Genomic DNA, 24,326 nt, shown 5'->3' on the forward strand with positions numbered 1-24,326 from the left:
GGAAGTTGCACCCTCGCCCTAGAGCGCCTTTGCCGCCACTGGGGTGCCGGTCGACTTCACCGTGTAGATTTTCGGTGTAAAGACAACGGCAGCCGCCTCGTTCGTTCCTCCTGCCGTGTCCACTTTCAACGTCAGCGTCAATGAGCTGGCATTCATGAGCCCCTGGAGTTCGGCGGCTGGTAAATAAAATGTCTTGGTCTCTGTGTTGGCCCAGCCTCGGTCGACGACGTCGGGTGGGCCGATCACCTGTTTGCTGTAAGTGCTGCCATCCTGATTGGTACCCGACACTGTCAGCCATGCCGACTGTCCCTGGGTAATGAACGGCCATCCGCCGACGCGCAGGGTAGCCCTGTCGGTGAGGCTGCCAACGTCTAATTCCGGCCCAGCCCCTCCGTTGTCGGCCTCCCGGATGATCAACTCTCTCAACGCCGAAGGTGGCAGAGCTTGCAACTGCCAGGTCAACATTTCGGATGTAGGACCCGGTACGCCGCCCAGAACCGGAAAGCAGGACACCCGCACCGTCGTGCCCAATAATCCGGCCAGCGTGTCGGATGCAATTTCGCCCTGGGCAAAGCCTGCTGTAGTAACGGTTATCACTCTTATGCCCTGAACTGTACCATCCGGCAATCTCAAGGCGCCCGACACCTTATCGTTCACCTGCAGCCGTGCATCACGCAGCGTGAAGCGGGCGATATTGGCCTGGGTGGTGCCGGGTCTGACCGGGTTCCACGGATTGACCGGCTTATCGGTGAAATCCCACACCTCGGGCATTGGCCACACCAGGCTGGCGCCGCTGATCACCGAGATCAAGACATGCTCCGACCGGCCTACTTGGCCGCCCGGCCGCACGATCTCGTACCAGACGTCCACGCTTTGATCCAGGTTGGGATCGATCAGGGTGGCGCGATCCACCGACACCCGGATCACCCCGGTGCTGGACACGGGCGCTTCGAGGATCCGAGCAGCGCTTTGGCCCTGCCAGTGCACCTTCAACATACCGCCGACGAACACGGTGTCGACGATGTTGACCTTGACGTTGAATGCCCCGGTCAGGTTATCCACGTCCAGCTCGTCGTCGGCGGTGAGCGCCGGCTCGAACTCCGGTACGGGCAGCAGAATAGCTTTTCCGGCGATGTTGAGCGGCAGCACGTTGGAGACGTAGGTCACCGACGCCGTGCCCGGCACGATCAGGTTGTAGTGAAGCTCGACGCTGCCGCCAGCGATTTCTTCGGCCCAGCCTTTCTGCACCTTGAAGGTGACGGCATCGCCGATACTGGCCGGCGTGACCGTCTGGGGCAGCTCGTGGTGAAAGGTATCACCCGCGTCGTTGATGCCTTCCCACACCAATTGGACCAAGGTGTCGTGCACGAACGCGGTGTTGGCCGGGGCGGTGAGGTCGAAGGTGGCGCCGGAAATCTTGTTCAGGTCCAGCAGACCGCCTGGACCATCGGGGGCTACCAGGGCTGGCAGGTCGATGGCGGTGCCGATCACCTGCGCCTGGGCATTGAATGAACGCGCGGTGGTACCGTCGGTGACCGCTTCATAGAACACGATCGTCTCGCTGTTGACCAGGCTGCGGCCCAGCACGTTGGGCACGGTGAAGGTGTGGAATTCCGCGCTGCCGAACCGGATCGGGCCAAGGCTGAAGTCCAGATAAGGCCAATCCTCAGGCTGGCCCGTGAAGTGCAGGGTGATGTCGGCGGTGGGGCTGATGGTGTTTTGCATCACCATGATGTCGATGTCCGAGCCGGCCAGGCTGTCCATGTTCAAGGTGTCGTTGACTTCGCGCGCGATCAGGGGCGCAGGCAAGGTGGCCACGGGCGTCACGTTGCTGAAGACGCTCGGGCTGTACAGCGAATAGTTTCGCACGGCGTCGTAGACGTGGTAACGCACCACGATGTTGTTGCCGGGACGCGCGAGAATGACCGCCTGCGGCACCTCGACATACACCACGCGCCCCACCTGAGCCGCGGTCAGGGGTGGCGCCACAACCCCGGCCCCGCCCCAGAACACGGTGATCACATCGCCTTCGGCCATGTTGGCGTACGCTGGCACCCCCACTGGCACGGTGGTCACGGCGTTGGGATTTGAAATGCTCTCGGGAACGTCCACAGGCGCACTGAGGTAGGGGTTGACCCCAGGCTCAATTGGGTCGCCCGGCGGGTTGCCCGGCACCGTGGTCTTGACCCGCACGCTGACCGGGTAGGAGGCCTCCTCGTTGACACCGTTGAAGCCGGTGAAAGCGTGGTAGTGCACGGTGTTGTCCGAGTCACCGCGCGGCAGTTCGCGTGCCGGAATGTAGGTCAGCAGCGACTGGTTCTCGTCGATCACGACACGGGTGTCGACGATGTTGTCGTTGAGGTAGAGCACCACGTCCTGACCGGTTTCGATACCGTAATAGACGGGCACCACGACCGGGGCCTCGCCGGATTCGACGTGGCCCTGGTTGAGGCCGCCGGTGTGGTTGGCGGGAATGCCGGGCGGTGACAGGGTGGGCGTGATGAGATGGCGCGCGCCCAGAGTGCGTAAGGCCGAGGACGCGGTGCGGTTGAACAGTTTGGCCAGCAGTGCGCGGGGCGGATTTTTCACGATGGTTCACCTCGGAGAAGTTGAGGGAGTATCGAAAGTGTGAGGAGCAGTGCGATAAATCAAGTATCGCCTGGTGAAGAAAGTTAGTCTGAGTGCGCAATAAGCGCAAACACAGTCAATAGTAATAAGGTAAGCGAACTAGTATGGATAACCGTTTGTAATGCAATGGATTTCCCGGAGAGAGGGCGTCGAACTTGGAAGATCATAATCAAGTATATTTTTGTACGCGACAGGCCGTCAGGAAAAAAACAATTCAAACTTGCACGTCATGAATTCTAAAATCTTTAGTTGGCTGTTTGATATTGGCGGGTTTATAACGATGCCAGGTGTCCAAGTAAAGTCTTCTATTCCCAGCGTCCATTCTGCATCCTTCATCGTGTGGGCCGTCGCGTATGCCACTGTTTGCAGTCGGTCTGGAAGGGAAGCATGAGTGCCCCCCTCCCAGCGCTGAGTCACACCGTCGGAATCGTGCAGTAGCCCAGAACACGCACGCTGACAATCACGGGTGAGCGAGGTGAAGTGGCTGAACCCGTGGCATTGGTCAGGGTGATGTAACTGTTGGCCGTCAAAGAGCAGATGGCTTTGAGCTGATCTTCAGTGATAGGGGCGTCCCAGTAACCAGCGGCCAGGTCTTCGTGCTTCAAGGTTCGCGTGACAATCACCTCCGTTGCAGGGATCTCGGCGGCAGCAGGGTCGGTAAGATGGTTCACCGCCACAAACCGTACGCTCGCATGGTCACCTACCGCCACGTTCTCAAGCGGGGCTGCCGACGGACCAGGACGCAGCAACGGCACGCGGATAAAGGTGCCGTCCACGCTCGCTGCCTTGTTGATGACCCAATGCCCCAGGCTGATGAACGCTTCCGGATAGTTCGCCAGCGGAACCCCGGCCACACCGCCGGGCAGTGCGGCCAGACTCACCACACGCACCTGCACCGCAGGTGATTGCGCTACACCGTAATGTCCGCCGCCCAATGGGCGCTTGATCCGGTAGAACACACTGACAGGACCGGTGGGTGCTGGCTCGATCACCTGGCCGTGATCAATGACAAAGCGGATATCGCTGTTGTCACCCGCGAGCCTGCGTCCCACCGTAATGCCTGCCCAGTGGATTTCCAGCTCATCGCCATCCTGCCAGACGGCGACGCCAGCCGCATCGAGGTGCGGAATCACCATGACCGCATCAGCGCCGTAGTCACCGGCAGGAATTTCGTCACGTACGCCGCTGTGACTGAAGACCTGGGGAGCTTGCAGGTTGTCGTGTTCCGGCGTCAGCGGGTCGGGGTCCACGCCCCCCGGGGTGCGCAGATCGACCTCGACAACCGCTGCCGGCGATGGTCCGACGTGTACGCCATTGCGCATGACGCAGTAGGTCACGGCGACGGAACCGTTGCCTTGCAGCTGAACGAGGGAGCGGGGCACTGGCACATTCATGAGAGGGTCTGGGTAACCGCCAACGGGTTTTGGTCCGAGTGTCAGAACCACAGCGTTCTGATCGCCCCAGGCGACGCCGATGACGTCGCCTGGAGTGGCGTTGTCGTAGCCAGGAATGCTGACCGGCACGCCTGGCCGCGCGTCGTCCCAGGTCACCAGGCCATCGTCGAAGGCTGGCACACGGGGCGGGCGCAGGTTGCCCGGAGCCTCGTTGAGCAATACGTTGAGCGGCGCCGAAAAGGCAAGATTGCTGCGACGATTGCCCGCCTTGTCCCGCACTTTGTAGCTGAAGGAAATCCAGCCGTCCCCCAATGCCTTGAGCTCATGCTGCGCAATGTTGAGGATCAGCCGTCCACCCGCTTCCTTCACCACCTGCTCGTAGGCAGGCATCTCGATGAAATCGCTAGGTGCGGGGTAACGCCCCTTGGCGACCCACGGCGTAGCGACGTCTCCCACCTGCTGAGAAATCCAGCCGGGAACGAAGGCGCGCAGGGCCCCGTCCACCAGGTTCTGCTCGATCACACCCTGGTAATGCTCGGCGGCGAACAGCAGGGCGCCCAGGTTGTTGGAGCCAGGGGCGGTCAGGTCGACAATCACCGGTCGAGCTTGTTCGGCCTTTAGCGGGTTGCCACCAAAACCATGGTAAAGCACATAGTCCAGGGTGTGCCGACCTTCAGCTTGCAACAGCGCCTGGGGCAGTATCAGCCGTTGAATCATGGACGTCCCATCAATGGGTACCTGGACACCCAATGGTTTGTCATTCCACATGAGGTCGAGCCTGTCAGTCAGAGGGTCGGCATGATCAGGTAGGGGTATTTCCACGATCAGGTCTTGACCCCGCAGAGCGATGGGCAGGGTGCCATCCTCAAGCAGGCCAGGGACCTCGAACGGCGGCAGCCCCGTGGATCGAGCGGGAAGAGAAGAATCGGTCATCATCAAATGCTCCAAGTGGATACGTCTGTGAAGGCACAGAGGTCGATACCCATCTTCGTTGCAATGATGTGGTTGAAGCAGGGTGCAGCGCTTGTAACGTCTGCGCGATACATCTCGACAAGCGCGAACACGGGTGCGGGCAGATCCGCCGCTGCAGCAGCGGATCCGTGGGGGGCGGGTAGAGGTCTAGAAGTTGTAGCGTACGCCTACGCTGGCGCCCCAGGGTTGTTCGATGTTCTTGCCTTGCATGCAGTCGAAGTCGGCGTGCACCTGCAGCCTGTCGCCGATCTGGGCAGAGACACCCAGGCCAATTTCGCCACGGGTGCCCGACAAGTCATTTTCGAAGCGGTTACCGTTGACGTTGACCTGGTTATGGTTGGCGAATTCGTGGGCCACTGCCACCTTGACATGGGGCTGTATGCTGCCGCCATTGGCCAGGGGGAAACGCCGGCCCACCTGCGCCCCCACACCTTGCTGACCAGCGAGTCCGCGTTGTTGCCTTGGGCATGCAGGCCGTTGTCCAGCGAATAATCACCCGCGGTGATCCACAGCCCGGACAGCTGGGCGTAAGGCGCGACGAAGCTGTCTTCGCCCAATGCAATGCGTTTGCCCACCTCCACCGAGGCGCCAACACCGTGCTGGGTGTAGCGACCCTTGCTTTTCTGGCCATCACGCATGATCACGTCAGTGCGGTTTTGCAGGCGGTTGGCCTTGAGCAGCGCATCCACGTAGAACCCGTTGTCAGCCAGCCAGGTGCTGTAGGCACCGATATGGAAGCTGTCGACTTTGCCTGAGCTGTCGGCCTTGAGGTCCAGGGTGGAGTTGCTGTATCCCCCCATCACACCTACCAACCACTGGCCATTGGAGGTAGGCAGCGGCACGTCGGCGCCGAAGGAAATGCCTTGCTGACGCTGGGAGTAGGCAAACTCGCTGCCGCCCGACACATTATGCTTGCTGCCATAACTGCGTAACCAGCCACCACCCTGTCCTGTACCGTTGCGCAGTTCACCCATGCGGGTGCGCAAGGTGCTGGTTTCACCGTACCAAACGGTCGGCGCGGCGCTGAACAGGCCAACGGCAGCGCTGGTGCTGCGCGAAGCCTGCTTGACCTGGACCAGGAACCAGTCGTTGGCGCCACTGCCGTCCGAGCGTTGCTCCAGCCGGTAGGTATAGGCGCCTGCGTCGACGGTCTCGCCCACGACGGCAAAGTCTGCGTCTCCGCCACCGGTATGCACCACACGCAGGTCATCGGCATTCCTGCTCGGTTCAACGCCGGTGTTTTCGACCAGCAGGGAATAGCTGCCGGTGGCAGTGCCGCCGACATCGAGAAAATCGCCCAGACCTGCGGCCAGATCGGTACCCAAGGCAAAGGCACCGCTGCCGCTGAGCTCACCGACCTGCAAGTGGGCGAAGCTGGCGTTGCCATCGATGCCGCGCAGGTCGACCATGCCGCTCAGCGTCAGTTGGTCGACCTGACTGTCGCCAGTGAGGGACCAGCCGGAACTGGCGTCGATGGCCAGTGTGTCGGCACCTTCGATACTGCCGGTGAGCCAGGTAGCGTTATTGAACGTCAGCGCGAGGTCAGCCACTTCATCGGCGACAATGTTGCCGTTCAGTCGGCTGTTGTCCACGGTCATGGCCACCACGTTGCTCTCCCGGACCTCCAGGATTCGGCCATTGCCACCCACCAGACTTGAGCCATTGGCCACAGTGATATCAGCAGTCAGCCCGGAGCCGGTAACACCGATTCCGGCGCCACCTACGGTGATGGCGCTGCCAGCCTTCCCTTGCACGGTTGAATGCTCCAGTACCAACTGGACGGTGTTGCCTGTCGTAACGCTGGTATCACGTATCAGCACCATGCCAATGTGATCGCCTGTCACGGAACTGTCTTGCAGTGATGCACGGGCGCCCAGCAGCATCGCCCCCACCCCGCCCTGAGTCACATTGCCTGTACCGTTACCGGAGCCCCGCACGTGGGTGTTTTCCAAAGTCAGCTGGGCATTGGCAGTGGCGCTGATGCCCCTGCTCACACCTTCGATCTGACTGTTTGTCACTGTCGCCGTGGAGCCACCACCACTGCCCCCACTGCCATCGAGTTGAGTGAGCATCTCAAGGCCATAGCGCTGCGTGGAGCGCATGCTCGAGTTCCGGATAAGAGCGGTACTGTCGATCAACAGGAGGGCAGAGCCGGTATCGGTGATGGTCGCGCCGCTGGCGTTTACGACAGAGGCGCTGTAGGCAGCGATCTTGTTGCTCTCGGCGCCGGGGGTGAGGGTGACGCGAGCGCCGTTCATGAGGGTCCATCTTTCAACGGGAGAGGTTTCGTCCACGGTGGCAGACTGACCCGCGCCCAGATCACCCGCCAGAACCGTGCTGGACAATGTCAGAGCCAAGCCTGTGGCCATGGTGATGGCCGTACAGGCGAGGGGGGTGAAGCGATTACTCACAATCATGTAGTTGATACGCCTTATGTTATCGATGAGGCGTATTAGAGGTGAAGCTCCAAAATTAGACCGTCACCTCCTTCTTTGATTGCTGTAGGAAATATCCTAGATCTTTAGAGGTATACGCGGCCCTACCAGCTGTAACGAAGCCCCAGGTTGACGCCCCAGCGCTGCTCCACGGCGTCACCGGAGGAATAGCTGGTATCGGCATGAACCTGGAGCACATCGGTGATTTGCGCGGCCACCCCGGCACCCACTTCGCCGCGGGTACCAGACAAGTCATCGGTGAAACGGTTGCCGTTGACGTTCACCTTGTTGTTGCGCGCAAACTCGTGAGCAGCGGCCAGCTTTATGTAGGGCTGCACGAACCCGCCATTGGCCAGTGGCATGCGTCGTCCCAAGTGGCTACCTACCTTGCCCAGCATGGAATTGGCATGGTTACTGCGGGCTTCCAGGCCGTTGTCCAGGCCGTAGCCTTCACCCTCCACCCACAGCATCGAGCCTTGCACGAAAGGCTCCAGGTACCAGGCGTCGCCCAGCTCGATATGCTTGCCCACTTCCACCGAGGCACCCACGCCATAGTTGTTGTAATCGCCCTTGGCCTTGGCTCCATCGCTCATGCGCACATCGGCCTTGTTGCGAAAGCGGTTGGCTTTGAGCAGCGCATCCACGTAGTAACCCGCGGGGTTCATCCACGTGCTGTAAAGACCTGCGTAATAGCTGTCGACGGAACCGGAAGTGCCACGCTGCAAGTCCAGATCCGACTGGCTGTAGCCTGCCATCACGCCCAGCAGCCATTGACCTTCCTGGGTAGGCAACGAGGTATCCACGCCCAGCGAAACACCGTACTGCTGCTGGGTGTAGCTGACCTGATCCCCTGCCGAGACGCTGTACTTGTTGCCGTAAGTGCGCGCCCATGCGCCGCCTGCAGTGTGCCCGTCACGCAGTTCGCCCATGCGCGAAAGCACGGTGCTCTGTTCCCCGTACCACACAGTGGGGGCTGCACTGAACACGCCGACCACGGCGCGAGTGCTGGGGCTGATAATGGGTCCCCCACCATCGCCCGGATTGGTTGGAGTGGTCGGTTCCGTGGGATCGGGTGGATTCGTAGGATCTGTAGGGCCAGGGTCCGTAGGATCAGTCGGGTCGGTAGGGCCAGGGTCTGTGGGAGTGGTCGGATCTGTAGGATCTGTAGGATCTGTAGGTCCAGGGTCCGTGGGAGTAGTCGGATCCGTAGGATCTACGGGGCCAGGGTCCGTAGGGTTGGTCGGATCAGTCGGCCCCCCCGTAGTCGCCTGCACCAGAAACCATTCAGTTCCCCGCTTCTCGAGCTGGTATTGGTAAGTGCCGACATCCACTACGCCTCCCACAACCGCAAAGTTGGCCGCACCGCCGCCGGTGTGTACCAGACGCTGCGGCCTGTCATCGGCCGCGGGCTCCACCCCGGTATTGCGCACCCGCAGGCTATGGCTGCCTTCGGCGGTGCCACTCACATCGATCAGATCGCTCAGATGCCCAGCCAGGTCAGTGCCCATGGCAAAGGTCCCGGTACCACTCAGGCTACCCAGACTCAACACTCTGAAATTGCCATTGCCTCCCCCCAGTTCCACGGTCCCGCCATCAAGCGCAAGTGCACCGACAGTGGAATTGCCGCTCAGTGTCCAGCGTGAAGTGGCGTCCAGACTCATGGTCTGCACAGCGTCGGTGGCGCCAGCCAATGAACTGGACAACAGGGCGAGGGCATTCACATTCCTGATGTTGCCCGTCATCGTGCTCCCATCGAGTGAAAACGCCTGGACATTGCTGACGTCACCGGCAAGGGTGGAGCCGTTCGACAGCTTGGCCGTCGTCACGTTGCTGATAGTGCCGGTCTGCTCACTGGCATCCAGCGTCAAGGTGTCTACATCGCTCACCGCCCCAAACAGCGAGGATCCGTTGCGCAAGTCCACCGTCGAGCCGCTGCCTGGCAGCGACGTGACATCGCCCGTCATCGTGCTTGCATCCAGCAATACGCTGTCGGGCATTGGTCACATTGCCGGTCAAGCTTGCGTTGTTGCGCAGATCCACGTTCAAGGTAGCGATCTCCACAGCCTGGATGTTGCCGGTCAATTGACTGTTATCCACAGTGAATGCAAACGTCGCCTCCACGGGTATATCGAGGATCACGCCATTGCCACCGGTGAGCGTCGAGCCATTGGCGACCCGTACCGTGGCGTTGGCCACACCATTGGCCACTGTGGAAAGTGCACTGTTTCTGGAAGCCACGACCGATGAACCATTGTCCAGCGTCAGGCTGACATTGGTGGCGGTGACACCATCGGCCCCGATGAGGACGCCGACGTTAGGGGCGGTAACGGCGGTATTGTCCAGCACCGCAGTGCTACCCAACACTGTCATGCCATACCCGTTGGTGGCGGAGGCACTGACCGTAGAGTCCCGTAACGTCAACTGGCTATTGCGCGTCATGTTGATGCCACGCGAGGCGCCGGTAACACTCGAACTGATCACGGTACCGGTGGAGCCGGGCTGACTGCCGCCCAGATTGGTCGTGAGGGAAAGGGCATAATTGCCGGTACTGGTCAGTGTTGCGTTCTGCATTGAAACAGTGCTGTCATTTGCGTTTATGCCTATGGACGTGCCGCCTTGGACACTCCCGCCATCGACCGTCAGCGTCGACGCCGCCCGTAATGCGATCGCAAGTGTGCTCCCGCCTGGAAGAACATCGAGTACAGCGCTCTCGAGCCCCCAGCGTTCCGCCGGCTGGCTGGCAGTGACGGTGGCCGATTGGCCGGGTCCCAGGTCAGCGCCTTGAGTGGGCATGGAACAGAGTGCCAACAACGAGGCTGCCAGTGGTGCGGGGTAGGCAACTAAAAGCCTGGGGCATTTGATCATGATAACTCCGCTGCGTAACAGGTTACTCGTGCCACACGCCCTCCAATGGCCGGTGACAGAACTCTACGGGTGATGGGTTATATAACTAGTTTGCTGACGGCTCGTTGTCAAACATTGCGCTTGTAAAGTCTGCCGCTGTAAATATATTTACAATTACGTGTCCGTGAAGAAAAATATTTATCACGGTGCGTGATCAGTGCATTATTTTTTATATATGCCGCTTTGGCCTGCAGGTAGGTATTCGATGAATAAATACAATGCCAGCTTGGACTTTCATTAAAAAATCTCTGTAATCAAAAGGTTGCGCAGTTTATCGATGTCTTGATCATAACGCCGTCTCCAGTCGAATGATTAAAGGGACTGGCAAGCATTACAAATACGGCGCAATACTTTGCCGGGCACGAGTGCCGACAGTGGGCATCTCTTTCTGGGTCGTCTCTTGGAGTCGATCTGTATCTGGAGTTATCACGGAGTCAGAAAATGGCCGGTAAAAAGAAAGTCATCGAACACCCCGCAGCCGAACTTCCGCGGGTAAAGATACTTCCCATTCCTCTCTCAGCCGACACCCTGCAGCGTAGAGGCGTACAAACACGGAAACCACCTTATAATGACCCTGTTATCGACCGACGATTGCCTGACGGAACGATACCGAGCGATATGCTGGACAAAGACATCATCGTAAAGGTTCTGGCCTGGCAAGGAGCGGACAAACAGTTTGATAAGGTCGAGCTCATGGTTGACGGCGTGCTTACAGGCATCATCGAGCCCATCGTCGAACCACCGGATTTTACAGAGCTCACACTGACACCTGCGTTGATCCCTGACGAAAGACGTTATGTGATCGACTACATGACGTGGCAAGCGATCGGAAATAATGCTGAGCCAGCGGAAGCCCCAATCCCCGTTATTGTCGACCGCACTCCCCCTGGCTCTGCTGACTTGGGAGCCATGTCGTTTGCCATCGAACATTTGGATGGTGTCACCCCAGGGGAGCTGGATAACAACGATGAGCTGATCACCGTTCTTCCAGGTTGGTATGATGAGGCTACTGGTGATGTAGCAACACTTTTTTACTCAACGGACGAAAATCCAACCGACTCAGACTATCTAGCCTTCAACCCCAATCTGTCACTCACCGTTGGCGATCCCAATGATCATTACGAGATCGGCATTCCAAAAGCCAGTCTCGTGGCCATGGGCGACGGCGACCGTTGGTTTTCTTACCAGATCAGGGATCAGGCCGGGAACGTCAGATCCGCACTGGCACCCGGAGTACGGCTCAAAATCCTGATGAACGCTCCTTCGACACTGGCCGCCCCGCTGGTGCCAGCCAACGATGACGGGTTGATCACTTGGGCAGACGCCGCTCCTGGCTTTCAGCCAGACGGCTTGCCTGTCCAGATCCCGCGGTATACCGATCCGGCGCCTCAGGATCAGATTCTTGTTTATTGGGGAAACTCGGCCATTGGCCTGACGGGGGAGATCGGCACCCCCCCAGGTGGAACCTGGAATGACCCTATGATGGCCATCGGCGTGCCCTTCACCTATGTGAATAACGGCAGCACTTGGCCGGCAACCGTCGATGTCACGTATTCCGTCTTGCGAGCCAGCGTACAGATTCCCAGGTCAGCAGCTACAACCGTGCAAGTGAACCTTACAACGCCAGGTGGCATTGTCGATCCCGAGCCAGGTACGCCTGTACATGAGAACCTGAGGCCTTTGGAAGTACTGAGCAGTGGGGGCTCCTCGAACATGATTCCCGCCGACGAATATGGAAACGACGCCACTGCGATCATTCCGTACACAGGCGCGGATACCAGCCCGATCTGGGCGGCTGGCGATACCTTGGCGGTAACATGGGGGAGTAGGACAGTCACCAGGCCCATTGAAGCCACCGATACCAGCGACATTTCGTTTACCGTCGACCATGCCTCAGTCATTGGCGTGTCCCCCAGTGGAGAGGTTCCGGTTTCCTACTCCATTCGCCGGGTGCTTGCAGGTTCTGCTATCGGTGAGGCGCTTTCACCCGCCACCCCTGTGCAGGTGGTGAATACCGCATCGCTGCCAGGTGGCACAGCGGGCTTGCCGCTGGCGCTGTATCCGGAGGCATTCCAGTCGGGGCCGTATCTCGTGATCAATCGGGCCGCTGGCGCCGATGGCACAAAAATCAGAGTGCCGCTCATAGATGGCGCTGGTACCCCGCTGGCAAACGTGAGTGCTGGCAATACTGTCAACGTCAGGTTTGTGGCGGTGAATAGTCGTACGGATTCTAACGCTGCGGAAATTCCTGCCACGGAAGTGAAGCGCAATCACACGCTTGAGGCTGCCGATTTGACTGCAGGTTACTGGGAGGCCGATATCACGGAAGATGAGTTGAAAGCGATCTGTTATTTGACAGCCAACGCTTACATCACCATCACCAACGCGGTCGGCCCAGCGGTGTCGGCGAAGTCTCCGGTCGTTATCAGTGTGCGCGTCGAAGGGTATTGCACCGTTCCCACACTCCCCTGAAAAAGAAGCGGTGCCGCGCCTGCTCTCCAGTGGAGCAGGTGCGCCACAGGCCTTCACTGGTTCATTTCGGACGCTGACCTGCCTGAGTACTTTCGCGATGAAAAATCCGCCACGCGCACTGCTGATTAAACTGTCCACATTTCCTCTGTAGTAACGCACCCCGCAACGTTGGCCATCGGGTAACTGCAGGCACAACGCACGAAGGCCGAGGCGCGGCGTGCGCCAGCCTTGCCCCGGTGTTGGGCGGTGGGCAATTACGCTATAATCCTCGCCTTTCGCCGCCCGCCGCCTTGAAGGCCCGCGGGCGCATCTACCCGTTCAAAGAGGCTAGACCCTTGGCATTGACGATTCTTGGCCTGTCCGGCGCCCTTAGCCATGACCCTTCCGCGGCCCTGTACATCGACGGCAAGCTGATTGCCGCCGCCGAAGAAGAGCGCTTCGTGCGCGACAAACATGCAAAGAACCGCATGCCCTACGAATCGGCCAAGTTCTGCCTGGAACAGGCCGGCATCAAGCCGTCGGACGTTGACGTGGTGGCCATTCCCTTCGCCCCCATCAGCCTGTTCGGCAAGGCTCGCTGGCATTACGCCAAGCGCTATTGGTACGCCCCGGACCGCGCTCTCGATGCGCTGTTGATGGGCAACCGCCGCTACAAACGCTACCGCAACAAGATCGTCTTCTGCCTTGAGCAATTGGGCTTCGATGCGAAGAAGATCAAGATCGAGCCGGTCGAGCACCATTTGGCGCATGCGTCCAGCGCGTACCATTGCTCGGGCTTCCAGGAAAAAACCGCGATCCTGGGCATCGACGGCAAGGGTGAGTACGCCACCACCTTTTTCGGCTACGGCGAGAACGGCAAGATCCACAAGATCAAGGAATTCTTCGATCCGGATTCGTTGGGCGGCCTGTATGGCGCAATCACCGAATTCCTCGGCTTCGAAATGCTCGACGGCGAGTTCAAGGTCATGGGCATGGCGCCCTATGGCGACGCCAGCAAGTACGATTTCTCGCGCCTGGCCTCGTTCGAGAACGGCGAGCTGGTGATCAACACCGACTACGCCAACGTCATCGGCCTGCGCCGCTATAAAGAGAAGGGCAAGGGCTTCTATTTCTCGCCCAAGCTGATCGAATGGCTGGGCCCGAAACGCGAAGGCGACATCGCCGACGAGCCGTACATCCACTACGCGGCGAGCATGCAGGCGCTGTTCGAGAAGCTCGCCTTGCAGATGATCGACCACTACCTGGGCGATGTGCTCAAGCAGACCGGCAAGCTGGCCTTCGCCGGTGGCTGTGCGCTGAACGTCAAGCTGAACCAGAAGATCATCGCCCGCCCGGACGTGAAAGAGCTGTTCGTGCAGCCTGCGTCCGGCGACGCCGGTACGGCGGTGGGTGCGGCGGCCTATGTGTCCCATGCCCGCGGTGTGCCCGTGGAGAAGATGGAGCACGTGTACCTGGGCCCGTCCTACACCAACGAGGACGTGATCGCCGCTTGCGCACGCCATCCGAACAAGCCCAAGGGCCGCATGCTCGGCAACATGCCCAAGCAGATCGCCCAGATCATGGTCGACGGTAACCCGGTGGCCTGGTTCCAGGGGCGTATGGAGTTCGGCCCGCGGGCGCTGGGTGGTCGTTCGATCATCGGTTGCCCGAGCGTGCCGGGCGTGGCCGACCGCATCAACCATCAGATCAAGTTCCGCGAGCGCTGGAGGCCTTTCTGCCCCTCGATGCTCGACACCGTCGCGCCGCAGATGATCAAGATCGACCATCCGGCGCCGTTCATGACGTTCACCTTCGAGGTGGCCGAAGAATGGAAGACCCGTGTGCCGGAAGTGGTCCATGAAGACGGCACCTCCCGTGCCCAGGTGCTCAAGCGCGAATACAACCCGCGCTACTACGACATGATGAAGGCTCTGGAAGAGCTGACCGGCAACGGTGTGTCGCTGAACACTTCGCTCAACCGCCGTGGCGAACCGATGATCTGCTCGCCGACCGATGCCTTGAACATGTTCTACGGCTCGGACCTGCAATACCTGATCATGGAAGACATTCTGGTGGTCAAAGAGGGCGCCAAAGCCTATGACACGCTCGACTGAGCGTCATGTCCTGCAAATTTGCCAAAGGCTATGACGGGCTGCTTCTCGAAGGCGCCCGTCAATACGCCGGCGTGTTGGTGGGCCGTGGCTATCGGGTCACCACCGTGTTTTTGACCGGCGCAGCCGATGCTCGGGTGGCCGCCGACTGCGAAAGCGATGAAGTGCTGTTCATGGCCTGCAGCGCCGAAGCTTTGGCCGGTCTTAAGCGGGACGCCATTGCCGAGTTGCGCAAGATTGTCGCTGCGCGAACATTCGCCTTCTGTGTCGCGCACCAGTTTGCGCCTATCTACATTGCTCTGTTGGGCACTTCGCTGCGGGTGATCGGCGTGCATCATGCGTTCGGTGCCTATCAGCGTCGTTCGCGCCGGCTGTTTGTCCAGTTGTTCCGCAAGCGCTTAGGGCTGCTGGGTGTGTCCGACGTGGTACGCGACGACATTCGCCGCTGCCTGCCCGGCTGGGCACCGGAGCGTATTGTCACGCTGTATACCCGCATGAATACCTTCACCCTGCAGGAGCAGTTGCTGCCGGCGGCCGAAGCCCGCCAGGCCCTGGGCCTTGCGCCCGATGCCTGGATCGTTGGCAACGTGGGCCGTCTGCACCCGGACAAGGACCAGGCCACCTTGCTGCGTGGTTTTGCCCTGGCCTTGGCAAAACTGCCTGAGCGAGCGCTGCTGGTGATCATCGGCTCCGGGGAGCAGGAGCGGCACCTCAAGGACCTGGCCGTGGAGCTGGGTATCGTCGAGCGAGTTCGGTTGCTTGGCCAGGTGCCGCAGGCCCGGCTGCATTTCAAGGCGTTCGATGTGTTCGCCTCGAGTTCCACCAACGAGCCTTCGGGCATGGTCCTGCTCGAAGCCATGGTTGCCAATGTGCCGCTCCTGGCGGCGGCCTGCGGTAGTGCGCCGGAGATCGTCGAGGGTGCCGGTATCCTGTTCCCGCAAGGTGATGCCGAACGTCTGGCCCATGGCCTGGAGCACATGGCCACAATGGATCGCTACCAGCGTGCGGAGTACCAAATGCTCATGGCCGAACGCCTGGACGCCCGCTTCTGCGAACGGGCCGTGCGCAGGGCCTTCTGGCAACTACCGATGGTCACGGCACTGACGGCGCAAACATGATGCTCAATCGATTGCAAAGCGTGCGCGAGCGGGGCTGGCAAACGCTGGATGCCTCCAGCTACGCCCAAGCCTGGACACAGTTCGGCGGCAGTGTGGCCACTCATCCACTGGTGGTCGAGCGCCTGGCCGAGCTGGCCGGCATCCCGGTGCGCTATCTGGGCTGGGAGCATGCCGGTGAACTGGTTGCGGCAATACCCACCTGGGGTCGCTACCTGGCGTTGTCCAAGGACGTGCTCAAGCAGCACGGCAAGAAGGGCTTGTACGATCTGGGCAATGCCGAGTTGATCCTGCCGGCAGCCAAGGACGCCCAGGCGCCGCTGCGTCACCATGGCCGTTACCTGTCCGAACTGAACCAGGGGCGTTTCAGCGGCTTGAAGACGCAGGCCGAAAGCCTGGCCATGGCGCGCACGCCGGAAGACCTGTCGAAGAAATTTCGCTACAACCAGCGCCGTGAACTGCGGTTGCTGGAAGAGGCGGGCGGGGTGGTGAAGCCGGTCACCGAGTTCAGCAGCGACGAGCTGGCGGCGATCTACTGCGATCTGTTCCTGCGGCGCTGGGGTTTTGCCGCAACCGGTGCCGAACGCATGGGCGAGGTCATCGAGTTGCTGCGCGAGCTGATGATCGGGTCGGTGCTGCTGCTGGACGATGCGCCCATCGCCATCCAGTTGGTGTACCGCGTCGAGGCCCCGGAATGGGTCAGTGTGGAGTACATCAATGGTGGTGTGGATCCGCAGTCCCGTGCGTTCAGCCCGGGCAGTGTGCTCAGTTATCTCAATACCCAGAGTGCCTGGGAACAGGCCCGTGCGGTGAACAAGCCGCTGCGCTTCTCGTTCGGCCGGGCCGATCGCGAATACAAGGACCGCTGGTGCAACCCCGTTCCGGTGTTTCAGGCATGAGCCGCAAACAGGCGTTGCTCGCCCGGCACCGGCGCAACAAGCGGCGTGTGCTGCTGGCTGGGCTGGCGGTGATGCTGCTGGCCGGGATACTGATCGCCTGGTGGTTGCCGCTGCCCCTGCTGTTGCTGGCCTGGGTGGCCCATGAGGCGTGGTTTGCCGATCATTTGTTCTATTCCCCCGGCGATGATTACGCCTACAGCTTCGACAGCACTGCGGAACTGGCCGGGGTCAGCCTGAACGGCGACCTGCTGCAGGTCACCGAACGCCTCGAAGCAGTGGACACGCTGATTCTGGCGGTGGACGTGAAAGCGTCCTGGCTGGGTCGATTCCTGGATCCGTGCGTGCAACTGCTGGGTGCCGAGCTGGCCGACCGGCAGACGTTCGAGCGCGGTGTCGACGGTTTGCGCTATCTGAACCTGAGCGGCTTTGCCGACGAACTCAATCAGGGCCGCCTGCGGGTGCGTGGACGTTTCTGTCGGATCGTCGGGGAGCCGCGGCTGTGGCGTTTCCAGCATCCGGATTTTGCCGAGCAGCGGGTCATGGTCATCGCACCCCATGCCGACGATGCCGAGTTGGCGGCCTATGGTTTGTACAGCCGGGCGGCGAGCAGTTGGATCGTGACCGTGACGGCAGGGGAGATCGAAGCCGAGCACTATCAGGCGATGGGGCTGGCGCCGGCCGAGGCGGCGCGCCTGAAGGGACGGCTACGGGCCTGGGACAGCCTGGCCGTGCCGCGCTGGGCCGGGGTGCCGGCCGAGCAGTGCGTGCAACTGGGGTATTTCTGCCTGCAATTGCCGGCCATGCAGGCGGCGCCTGACCAGTCGTGTGGCTCGCGTGAGGCGGACATGACCGATATCCGCCCGTTCCGCCAGCTCAACCCTTTCGCCTTGCCAGCTGACGCCGACGGCGCGCCGACCTGGAACAACCTGGTGGCGGACCTGCGCGAGCTGTTGCAGCGTGCGCAACCCGAGGTGCTGGTGATGCCGCACGCGAGCATCGATCCGCACCCCGACCACATCTGCGCCCAGGCGGCGGTGTTGCAGGCGCTGGAAGGGCTGGCACACCGGCCACGTCATCTGCTGGGCTATGCCAACCATTTGCATGACAACGACCGCTGGCCCATGGGCAGTGCAGGCGAGGGCGTGGCCCTGCCGCCGTTCTTCGATGCCCGCGAGCGGCTGGTGCCGTGCAGCCTGCCGGTCAGCGCCACGGTGCAGATGGACAAGGCCATGGCCCTGGGCATGATGCACGACCTGCAACCGCCAGCCCCGTTCAAGCGTCGCGTGCGACGCTGGCTGCAGTGGTTGCTGGCGGGTCGACGTTGGCCGGCCACCGGCGAAAACGAATTCTTCCGCAAGGCGGTGCGCCGTCATGAGTTGTTCTGGCGCAAGGACTTGTAAGGCGGCGTTGGGGCGTTGAGGAAAGCTGCACGGCGTTCTTGCAGGTACATCGCCTGTACCGCCGACGCGGCTCGCGCCGCTGCTACAGGGGTTGTGTTCTTGCAGGTACACCGCCTGTACCGCCGACGCGGCTTGCGCCGCTGCTACAGGGGTTGTGTTCTTGCGGGGACACCGCGTGGGCCGCCGACGCGGCTTGCGCCGCTGCTACAGGGGTTGTGTTTTTGCAGGTACACCGCGTGGGACGCCGACGCGGCTTGCGCCGCTGCTACAGGAGTTGTGTTTTTGCAGGTACACCGCGTGCGCCGCTGATGCGGGGGGTGCGGATTTCTGGCGGGCACCGCGATCCCCTGTAGCAGCGGTGCAAGCCGCGTCCGGCCATACCGCGTCGGGCCTGGTGTTATCTCAGAACGGCCTTGTTCAGCTCTGCCAACGGGAAGCAGTCGGTCAATCGCTCGCGTTCCAGGTAGCGGGAGAAATGCTCCAGATTGCGCTTGATCAAGCGCCTGGACAAAGGCCCTCGCGTGAAGCTCATGTCGGCCATGTCGATCAAGCCCAATGCCCCTTCGGGCGTGACGATCACATTGCCCAGGTGCAGCGAGCGGAAATACACCCCAGCAGCGGTGCAACTGGCGGATCAGGGCGATCAGTGGCTCAAGGCTCTCCTGCCAGGTGAACTCGGCAGTGTCCATCAACTGGCGCAGGTTCCTGCCGGGCAAGGGCTCGTACAGCACGGCCGTCATGCCGGGCTTGTCCAGACGGTAGTGCTGCAGCACCTTCAAGGTCGGCACGCCCAATTGCTGAAGACGCTGGGCGTTGGCGATGAAACGTGCCGAATAAGGACGCAGCAGCGCCGAGGAAAACAGGCGTTTGCGACGGAACAGCTTGAGGATGTTCCCGTCCGCGAGCAGGTACACTTTCGCGCCATGGCTGTCGGCCTCCAACACCTTGGCACCGGTGGTCAGCGTGTCAAAAGCAGCCTGAGGAAGGCGGGTGCATTGCATCGTGATAAAGCCTTGATTGAAGAGGGCGGTTGGCATGATGCCCAAAAGCGGCGGCATGTTCTACCGCCAGGCCCACCGCAGTGCGCCCCTCGCGGGCAGAGCCTGATACCACAAGGGACTGTGCTGTGGGAGTGGGCTCTGCCCGCGAAAGGCGCGGCGCCGTGTTCCTGCTGCACCGCGATCCCTGATCCGCCCCTGTGATAAAGTTCCCGTTCTACGCCAACAGTGAGTTAGACGATGAGTGATTCACCGCGCCCAGCGGAACAGGATTCAAGCCTGAAAATCTATTTGCGACTGCTCAGCTACGTTCGCCCCTACGTGGGCATGTTCCTGATCAGTATCCTAGGTTTCGTGATCTTCGCCTCGACCCAGCCCATGCTGGCCGGGATCCTGAAGTACTTCGTCGACGGCCTGAGCAATCCCGAAGCGGTGCTGTTTCCCAACGTGCCCTACCTGCGCGACCTGCAACTGCTGCAAGCGGTGCCGATCCTGATCGTGCTGATCGCCGCCTGGCAGGGCCTGGGTTCCTACCTGGGCAACTACTTCCTGGCCAAGGTATCGCTGGGGCTGGTCCACGACCTGCGCGTGGAGCTGTTCAACAAACTGCTGGTGCTGCCCAACCGCTACTTCGACACGCACAACTCCGGCCACCTGATCTCGCGCATCACCTTCAACGTGACCATGGTCACGGGGGCTGCGACCGATGCCATCAAGGTGGTGATCCGCGAAGGCCTGACGGTGGTGTTCCTGTTCATCTACCTGATCTGGATGAACTGGCAACTGACCCTGGTGATGCTTGCCATCCTGCCGCTGATTGCGGTCATGGTCGGCAGCACGAGCAAGAAATTTCGCAAGCAGAGCAAGAAGATTCAGGTCGCCATGGGCGACGTGACCCACGTGGCGTCCGAGACCATCCAGGGCTACCGGGTGGTCCGCAGCTTCGGCGGCGAAGGCTACGAACAGACCCGTTTCGCCAAGGCCAGCCAAGGCAACACCGACAAGCAACTGCGCATGACCAAGACCGGCGCGATCTACACGCCGATGCTGCAGCTGGTGATCTACACCGCGATGGCCGTGCTGATGTTTCTGGTGCTGTACATGCGTGGCGACGCCACTGCCGGTGATCTGGTGGCCTATATCACCGCAGCCGGCTTGCTGCCCAAGCCGATACGCCAGCTGTCCGAAGTCAGTTCCACGGTGCAGAAGGGCGTTGCCGGTGCAGAAAGCATCTTCGAGCAATTGGACGTTGCCCCCGAGCTGGACACCGGCACGGTGGAACGCGAGCGCGTGAGTGGCCTGCTGGAAGTACGCAACCTCAACTTCACCTATCCCGGCACTGATCGGCAGGTGCTCAATGACATCAATTTCACTGCCAAACCGGGGCAGATGATCGCTTTGGTGGGGCGATCGGGCAGTGGCAAGTCGACCTTGGCCGGGCTGATCCCACGCTTCTATCATCACAACGAAGGTGAAGTGCTGCTCGATGGTGTGGAGATCGCCGATTATCAGTTGCGCAATCTGCGTCGGCACATTGCCTTGGTGACCCAGAGCGTGACGCTGTTCAACGACAGCATCGCCAACAACATCGCCTACGGTGATCTGGCCGACGCGCCGCGCGAGGACGTGGTGGCGGCCGCGGCCGATGCCTATGCCAAGGAGTTCGTCGACCGCCTGCCCGAAGGGTTCGATACGCAGGTCGGCGAGAACGGCGTGCTGTTGTCCGGTGGCCAACGCCAGCGCCTGGCGATCGCTCGAGCGCTGCTCAAGAATGCACCCGTGCTGATTCTCGACGAAGCGACCTCGGCGCTGGACACCGAGTCGGAGCGGCATATCCAGGCAGCGTTGGACCACGTCATGAAGGGGCGAACCACCCTGGTGATCGCGCACCGCTTGTCGACCATCGAGAAGGCCGACCAGATTCTGGTGATGGACCAGGGCCGCATCGTCGAGCGTGGCACCCACGCCCAGTTGCTCGCGCAGAACGGCTATTACGCCAGACTGCACGCCATGGGCCTGGACGAGCCGGTAAAAACCGACATCACCTGACCCCCTGTTTGTTCTGCGGGGCGGGCCACGGCATCTGGTCTGTGGCATCTGGTCTGTGGGAGCAGGACTGTGGGAGCGGGTCTCTGCCCGCGAAGGCCTCACCGCGACCTGCCTGCCATACCGCGTCGTCCTCTTCGCGGGCAGAGCCCGCTCCCACAGGGGGGGGCGGGCCACGGCATCTGGTCTGTGGCATTTGGTCTGTGGGAGCGGAACTGTGGGAGCGGGTCTCTGCCCGCGAAGGCCTCACCGCGACCTGCCTGCCCTACCGCGTCGCCTTCTTCGCGGGCAGAGGGCTCGGCCGCCTGCCCCGCTCCCACAGTAAGGGCAGGGGCGGGCCTATCGGGTGCTTGCGTGTTAATATCGCCGCCCTGTTCATTTTGTATGTGGGTTGCCCATGAAGTTATCCATGCCGCGATTCGAATCGGCCCCTGTACTGGTGGTCGGCGATGTCATGCTCGACCGTTACTGGCATGGCGGTACTTCGCGCATTTCCCCGGAAGCACCGGTGCCGGTAGTCAAGGTCGAGCAGATCGAAGACCGTCCCGGTGGTGCTGCCAACGTCGCGTTGAACATCGCAGCCTTGGGCGCACCGGCTTCCCTGGTCGGCGTGACCGGGACCGACGAAGCCGCCGACAGCCTGAGCGACAGCCTCAAGGCTGCCGGCGTCACCGCGGTGTTCCAGCGCATTGCCCACCAGCCGACCATCGTCAAGCTGCGGGTCATGAGCCGCCATCAACAACTGTTGCGCATCGACTTCGAGGAAGCGTTCGCCACCGACCCGGTTGCACTGGCCGGTGAGGTCGACGCACTGCTTGAAGGCGTCAAGGTGCTGGTGCTGTCGGACTACGGCAAAGGCGCTTTGAAGAACCACCAGGCGTTGATCCAGGCGGCGCGTGCACGCGATATCCCGGTGCTGGCCGACCCCAAGGGCAAGGACTTCTCGATCTATCGCGGTGCCAGCCTGATCACGCCCAACCTCAGTGAGTTCGAAACCATCGTCGGCGGCTGTGCCGATGAAGCAGACCTGGTGGCCAAGGGCGCCACACTGATGCGCGACCTCGACCTGGGCGCCTTACTGGTGACCCGTGGCGAGCACGGCATGACTTTGTTGCGACCCGAACATCCGGCCCTGCACCTGCCTGCACGGGCCCGTGAAGTGTTCGATGTGACCGGCGCCGGCGATACGGTGATTTCCACGCTGGCGGCGGCCATCGCAGCAGGTGAAGAACTGCCCCACGCCGTGGCGCTGGCCAACCTGGCGGCGGGTATCGTGGTCGGCAAGCTGGGTACGGCGGCAATCAGCGCGCCTGAACTGCGCCGGGCGATCCAGCGCGAGGAAGGTTCGGAACGTGGCGTGTTGAGCCTGGAGCAGTTGCTGCTGGCGATCGACGATGCGCGGGCACACAACGAGCGCATCGTGTTCACCAATGGGTGTTTCGATATTCTCCACGCCGGTCATGTGACGTACCTGGAGCAGGCTCGTGCCCAAGGTGATCGTCTGATCGTGGCAGTCAACGACGATGCTTCGGTAAGCCGCTTGAAAGGGCCGGGGCGCCCGATCAACAGCGTCGACCGGCGCATGGCGGTGTTGGCGGGGCTGGGGGCGGTGGACTGGGTGATCAGTTTTGCCGAAGGTACACCGGAGAAGCTGCTGACCCATGTGCGTCCGGATGTATTGGTCAAGGGCGGTGATTATTCGATGGATCAGGTGGTAGGCGCCGACATCGTCAGCGCTTATGGCGGCACGGTGAAGGTCTTGGGGCTGGTGGAAAACAGTTCGACCACCGCCATCGTCGACAAAATCCGCAGCCGTTAGAGCGTCGGGTTTTACCGCGTTCCCGCAAATGCCCCGCGTCCACCGCCGACGCGGCTCGCGCCGCTGCTACAGAGACCGCGTCCACCGCCCACCCCTGTAGCAGCGGCGCAAGCCGCGTCCGCCCACACCGCAGTTTCCCAGGCACACCGCACGATGGTAGCCGGTCGGGACAATGGGGTTACTTGTGCAAACCGCTGCGCACCTTGCGCACCAATACTCGCGCCTTGACCTTGAATTTCTCCAGGCTGGTGCGGGGCTTCTTCGGGATGGCGAGGCCTTTTTCCGCTACCCAGTTGCGCCAGCGCACGCGTTCGTCGCGGACCAGCCAGCCATCCTGTGCGGCGAAGCTCTCGGCCAAGTAGACGCCCCGTGTACTGGCGGCGTGCAGCTTGTCCTTCTTCAACGTGTACAACTCGGCGACCGGCTGCCCGTCCTTCAAAGGAATCAGGTACAGGTCAGGCTTGCTGCGACTCAAACGGGTGATCAATTCCCCTTTTTCCAGCCGTTCCTCGACGTGGAACAAACTCAGCCCCTTGGCCTGGGTCGGTACTTCCAGACGCAGGTCGTACACCAACTGCAACGAAGCCGTCGGTACGTGCACGTAGGCTCGGGGCCGCTCGATCAGGTTCAGGCTGCCACACTTCACCGGCCGCGCCGCACCAGAGCGGGTGCTCAAGCGAAAGGGCAGCTTCTCCTGATAGCGCAAGACCTGGTCATACGGCGTCGGCAGCCAGGTGTCGTTGAAGCGCCCCACCCAGCCAACCTTCCGACGTCTCCAGCAGGCATTCCTCGGCAATTTCCTGAATGGCCGTGTGCAGCGGCAGGTTCACTTCATGGGCAGGCACATAGCCAGAGATCAGCTTGAGCACCACGTCGCCGCGGTCTTCGCGGCGCTGGCGCACCAGCACCCAGTAGTCGCGGCCACGCCAGTTGAGGGTCAGCCGGACCGACACGCCGAGGTTGGCCAGTTCCACGCGAAAGCGTTCGCTGTCACTCACCTCGACCGGTTTGCGCCGCTCCAGGGTCTGGGCGAAATTCAACGGCATGCCCACGGCTTCATAGCTCAGGGCTTCGGGCGTGGCATCGACGGTAAGGGGCAGGGTCTTGAAATTGCCTGGATTCTTTCGGGTCAGGGTACGCGGCATTACGGCTCC

Annotated in this window: 11 protein-coding genes and 4 pseudogenes; 7 read left to right on the forward strand and 8 right to left on the reverse strand. The window is 61.3% G+C overall.

Annotated elements, in window-relative coordinates; all coding sequences use genetic code 11:
* Positions 1-18 precede the first annotated feature (18 nt).
* From ABMD26_RS13385 to ABMD26_RS13410, 6 genes and pseudogenes are all read right to left on the reverse strand, one after another.
* A complete protein-coding gene (locus tag ABMD26_RS13385; protein ID WP_354310027.1) occupies positions 19-2,589 on the reverse strand; it encodes a hypothetical protein in 2,571 nt (856 codons plus the stop codon).
* Positions 2,590-3,041: 452 nt separating this feature from the next.
* Positions 3,042-4,739 (reverse strand): hypothetical protein, encoded by a 1,698-nt coding sequence (locus ABMD26_RS13390; RefSeq protein ID WP_134723558.1) that lies wholly within the window; start codon positions 4,737-4,739, stop codon positions 3,042-3,044.
* Positions 4,740-5,141: 402 nt separating this feature from the next.
* Entirely contained in the window at positions 5,142-5,423 is a 282-nt protein-coding gene (locus ABMD26_RS13395; RefSeq protein ID WP_354310030.1) for an autotransporter outer membrane beta-barrel domain-containing protein, read from the reverse strand.
* 14 nt (positions 5,424-5,437) lie between these two features.
* Positions 5,438-7,411, reverse strand: a pseudogene (locus tag ABMD26_RS13400) (autotransporter outer membrane beta-barrel domain-containing protein); the annotation flags it as partial.
* A 122-nt stretch (positions 7,412-7,533) separates the two neighbouring features.
* On the reverse strand, positions 7,534-9,393 hold the full coding sequence (locus tag ABMD26_RS13405) for an autotransporter outer membrane beta-barrel domain-containing protein (protein WP_354310032.1): 1,860 nt from the start codon (positions 9,391-9,393) through the stop codon (positions 7,534-7,536).
* Entirely contained in the window at positions 9,278-10,294 is a 1,017-nt protein-coding gene (locus ABMD26_RS13410) for a hypothetical protein (RefSeq protein ID WP_354310034.1), read from the reverse strand. The genes ABMD26_RS13405 and ABMD26_RS13410 overlap by 116 nt, the downstream gene beginning before the upstream one ends.
* A 480-nt stretch (positions 10,295-10,774) precedes the next feature.
* Between ABMD26_RS13410 and ABMD26_RS13415 the strand changes: the two genes are divergently transcribed.
* The 5 genes and pseudogenes from ABMD26_RS13415 (at position 10,775) to ABMD26_RS13435 (ending at position 18,309) form a co-directional block, all read left to right on the forward strand.
* Positions 10,775-12,805: a hypothetical protein gene (locus tag ABMD26_RS13415; protein ID WP_134723555.1), complete on the forward strand. Its 2,031-nt coding sequence runs from the start codon at positions 10,775-10,777 to the stop codon at positions 12,803-12,805.
* A gap of 335 nt (positions 12,806-13,140) precedes the next feature.
* The gene (locus tag ABMD26_RS13420; protein WP_122743287.1) at positions 13,141-14,898 is read left to right on the forward strand and encodes a carbamoyltransferase family protein; all 1,758 of its coding nucleotides are present in this window, start codon (positions 13,141-13,143) and stop codon (positions 14,896-14,898) included.
* Positions 14,882-16,013, forward strand: a pseudogene (locus tag ABMD26_RS13425) (glycosyltransferase). Before ABMD26_RS13420 ends, ABMD26_RS13425 begins: the two are co-directional and overlap by 17 nt.
* Entirely contained in the window at positions 16,013-16,909 is an 897-nt protein-coding gene (locus ABMD26_RS13430; protein WP_354311829.1) for an antimicrobial resistance protein Mig-14, read from the forward strand. The pseudogene ABMD26_RS13425 and the gene ABMD26_RS13430 overlap by 1 nt, the downstream one beginning before the upstream one ends.
* Positions 16,906-18,309, forward strand: coding sequence for a PIG-L deacetylase family protein (locus ABMD26_RS13435; protein ID WP_354310035.1), 1,404 nt, complete (start codon positions 16,906-16,908; stop codon positions 18,307-18,309). Before ABMD26_RS13430 ends, ABMD26_RS13435 begins: the two co-directional genes overlap by 4 nt.
* 397 nt (positions 18,310-18,706) lie before the next feature.
* On the opposite strand, the pseudogene ABMD26_RS13440 reads toward ABMD26_RS13435, so the two are convergent.
* Positions 18,707-19,310: pseudogene (locus tag ABMD26_RS13440) on the reverse strand (lipopolysaccharide kinase InaA family protein).
* A 237-nt stretch (positions 19,311-19,547) separates the two neighbouring features.
* Here ABMD26_RS13440 and msbA point away from each other — a divergent pair.
* Complete coding sequence (msbA, locus tag ABMD26_RS13445) at positions 19,548-21,356, forward strand: lipid A export permease/ATP-binding protein MsbA (protein WP_134723551.1); 1,809 nt, start codon at positions 19,548-19,550, stop codon at positions 21,354-21,356.
* Between the two features lie 394 nt (positions 21,357-21,750).
* On the forward strand, positions 21,751-23,172 hold the full coding sequence (gene hldE, locus ABMD26_RS13450) for a bifunctional D-glycero-beta-D-manno-heptose-7-phosphate kinase/D-glycero-beta-D-manno-heptose 1-phosphate adenylyltransferase HldE (RefSeq protein ID WP_354310036.1): 1,422 nt from the start codon (positions 21,751-21,753) through the stop codon (positions 23,170-23,172).
* Between the two features lie 178 nt (positions 23,173-23,350).
* Here the strand turns inward: hldE and ABMD26_RS13455 are convergent.
* Positions 23,351-24,317: pseudogene (locus ABMD26_RS13455) on the reverse strand (metal ABC transporter ATPase).
* Positions 24,318-24,326: the final 9 nt, after the last annotated feature.

This window comes from Pseudomonas sp. PvP001, from assembly GCF_040546375.1.
GTDB lineage: Bacteria > Pseudomonadota > Gammaproteobacteria > Pseudomonadales > Pseudomonadaceae > Aquipseudomonas > Aquipseudomonas coleopterorum.

Coding starts and splice junctions, on each gene's coding strand:
- ABMD26_RS13435 (WP_354310035.1), top strand. CDS start 16,906: ATGAGCCGCAAACAGGCGTTGCTCGCCCGGCACCGGCGCAACAAGCGG.
- ABMD26_RS13390 (WP_134723558.1), bottom strand. CDS start 4,739: ATGATTCAACGGCTGATACTGCCCCAGGCGCTGTTGCAAGCTGAAGGT.
- hldE (WP_354310036.1), top strand. CDS start 21,751: ATGAAGTTATCCATGCCGCGATTCGAATCGGCCCCTGTACTGGTGGTC.
- ABMD26_RS13415 (WP_134723555.1), top strand. CDS start 10,775: ATGGCCGGTAAAAAGAAAGTCATCGAACACCCCGCAGCCGAACTTCCG.
- ABMD26_RS13405 (WP_354310032.1), bottom strand. CDS start 9,393: ATGACGGGCGATGTCACGTCGCTGCCAGGCAGCGGCTCGACGGTGGAC.
- ABMD26_RS13430 (WP_354311829.1), top strand. CDS start 16,013: ATGCTCAATCGATTGCAAAGCGTGCGCGAGCGGGGCTGGCAAACGCTG.
- ABMD26_RS13410 (WP_354310034.1), bottom strand. CDS start 10,294: ATGATCAAATGCCCCAGGCTTTTAGTTGCCTACCCCGCACCACTGGCA.
- msbA (WP_134723551.1), top strand. CDS start 19,548: ATGAGTGATTCACCGCGCCCAGCGGAACAGGATTCAAGCCTGAAAATC.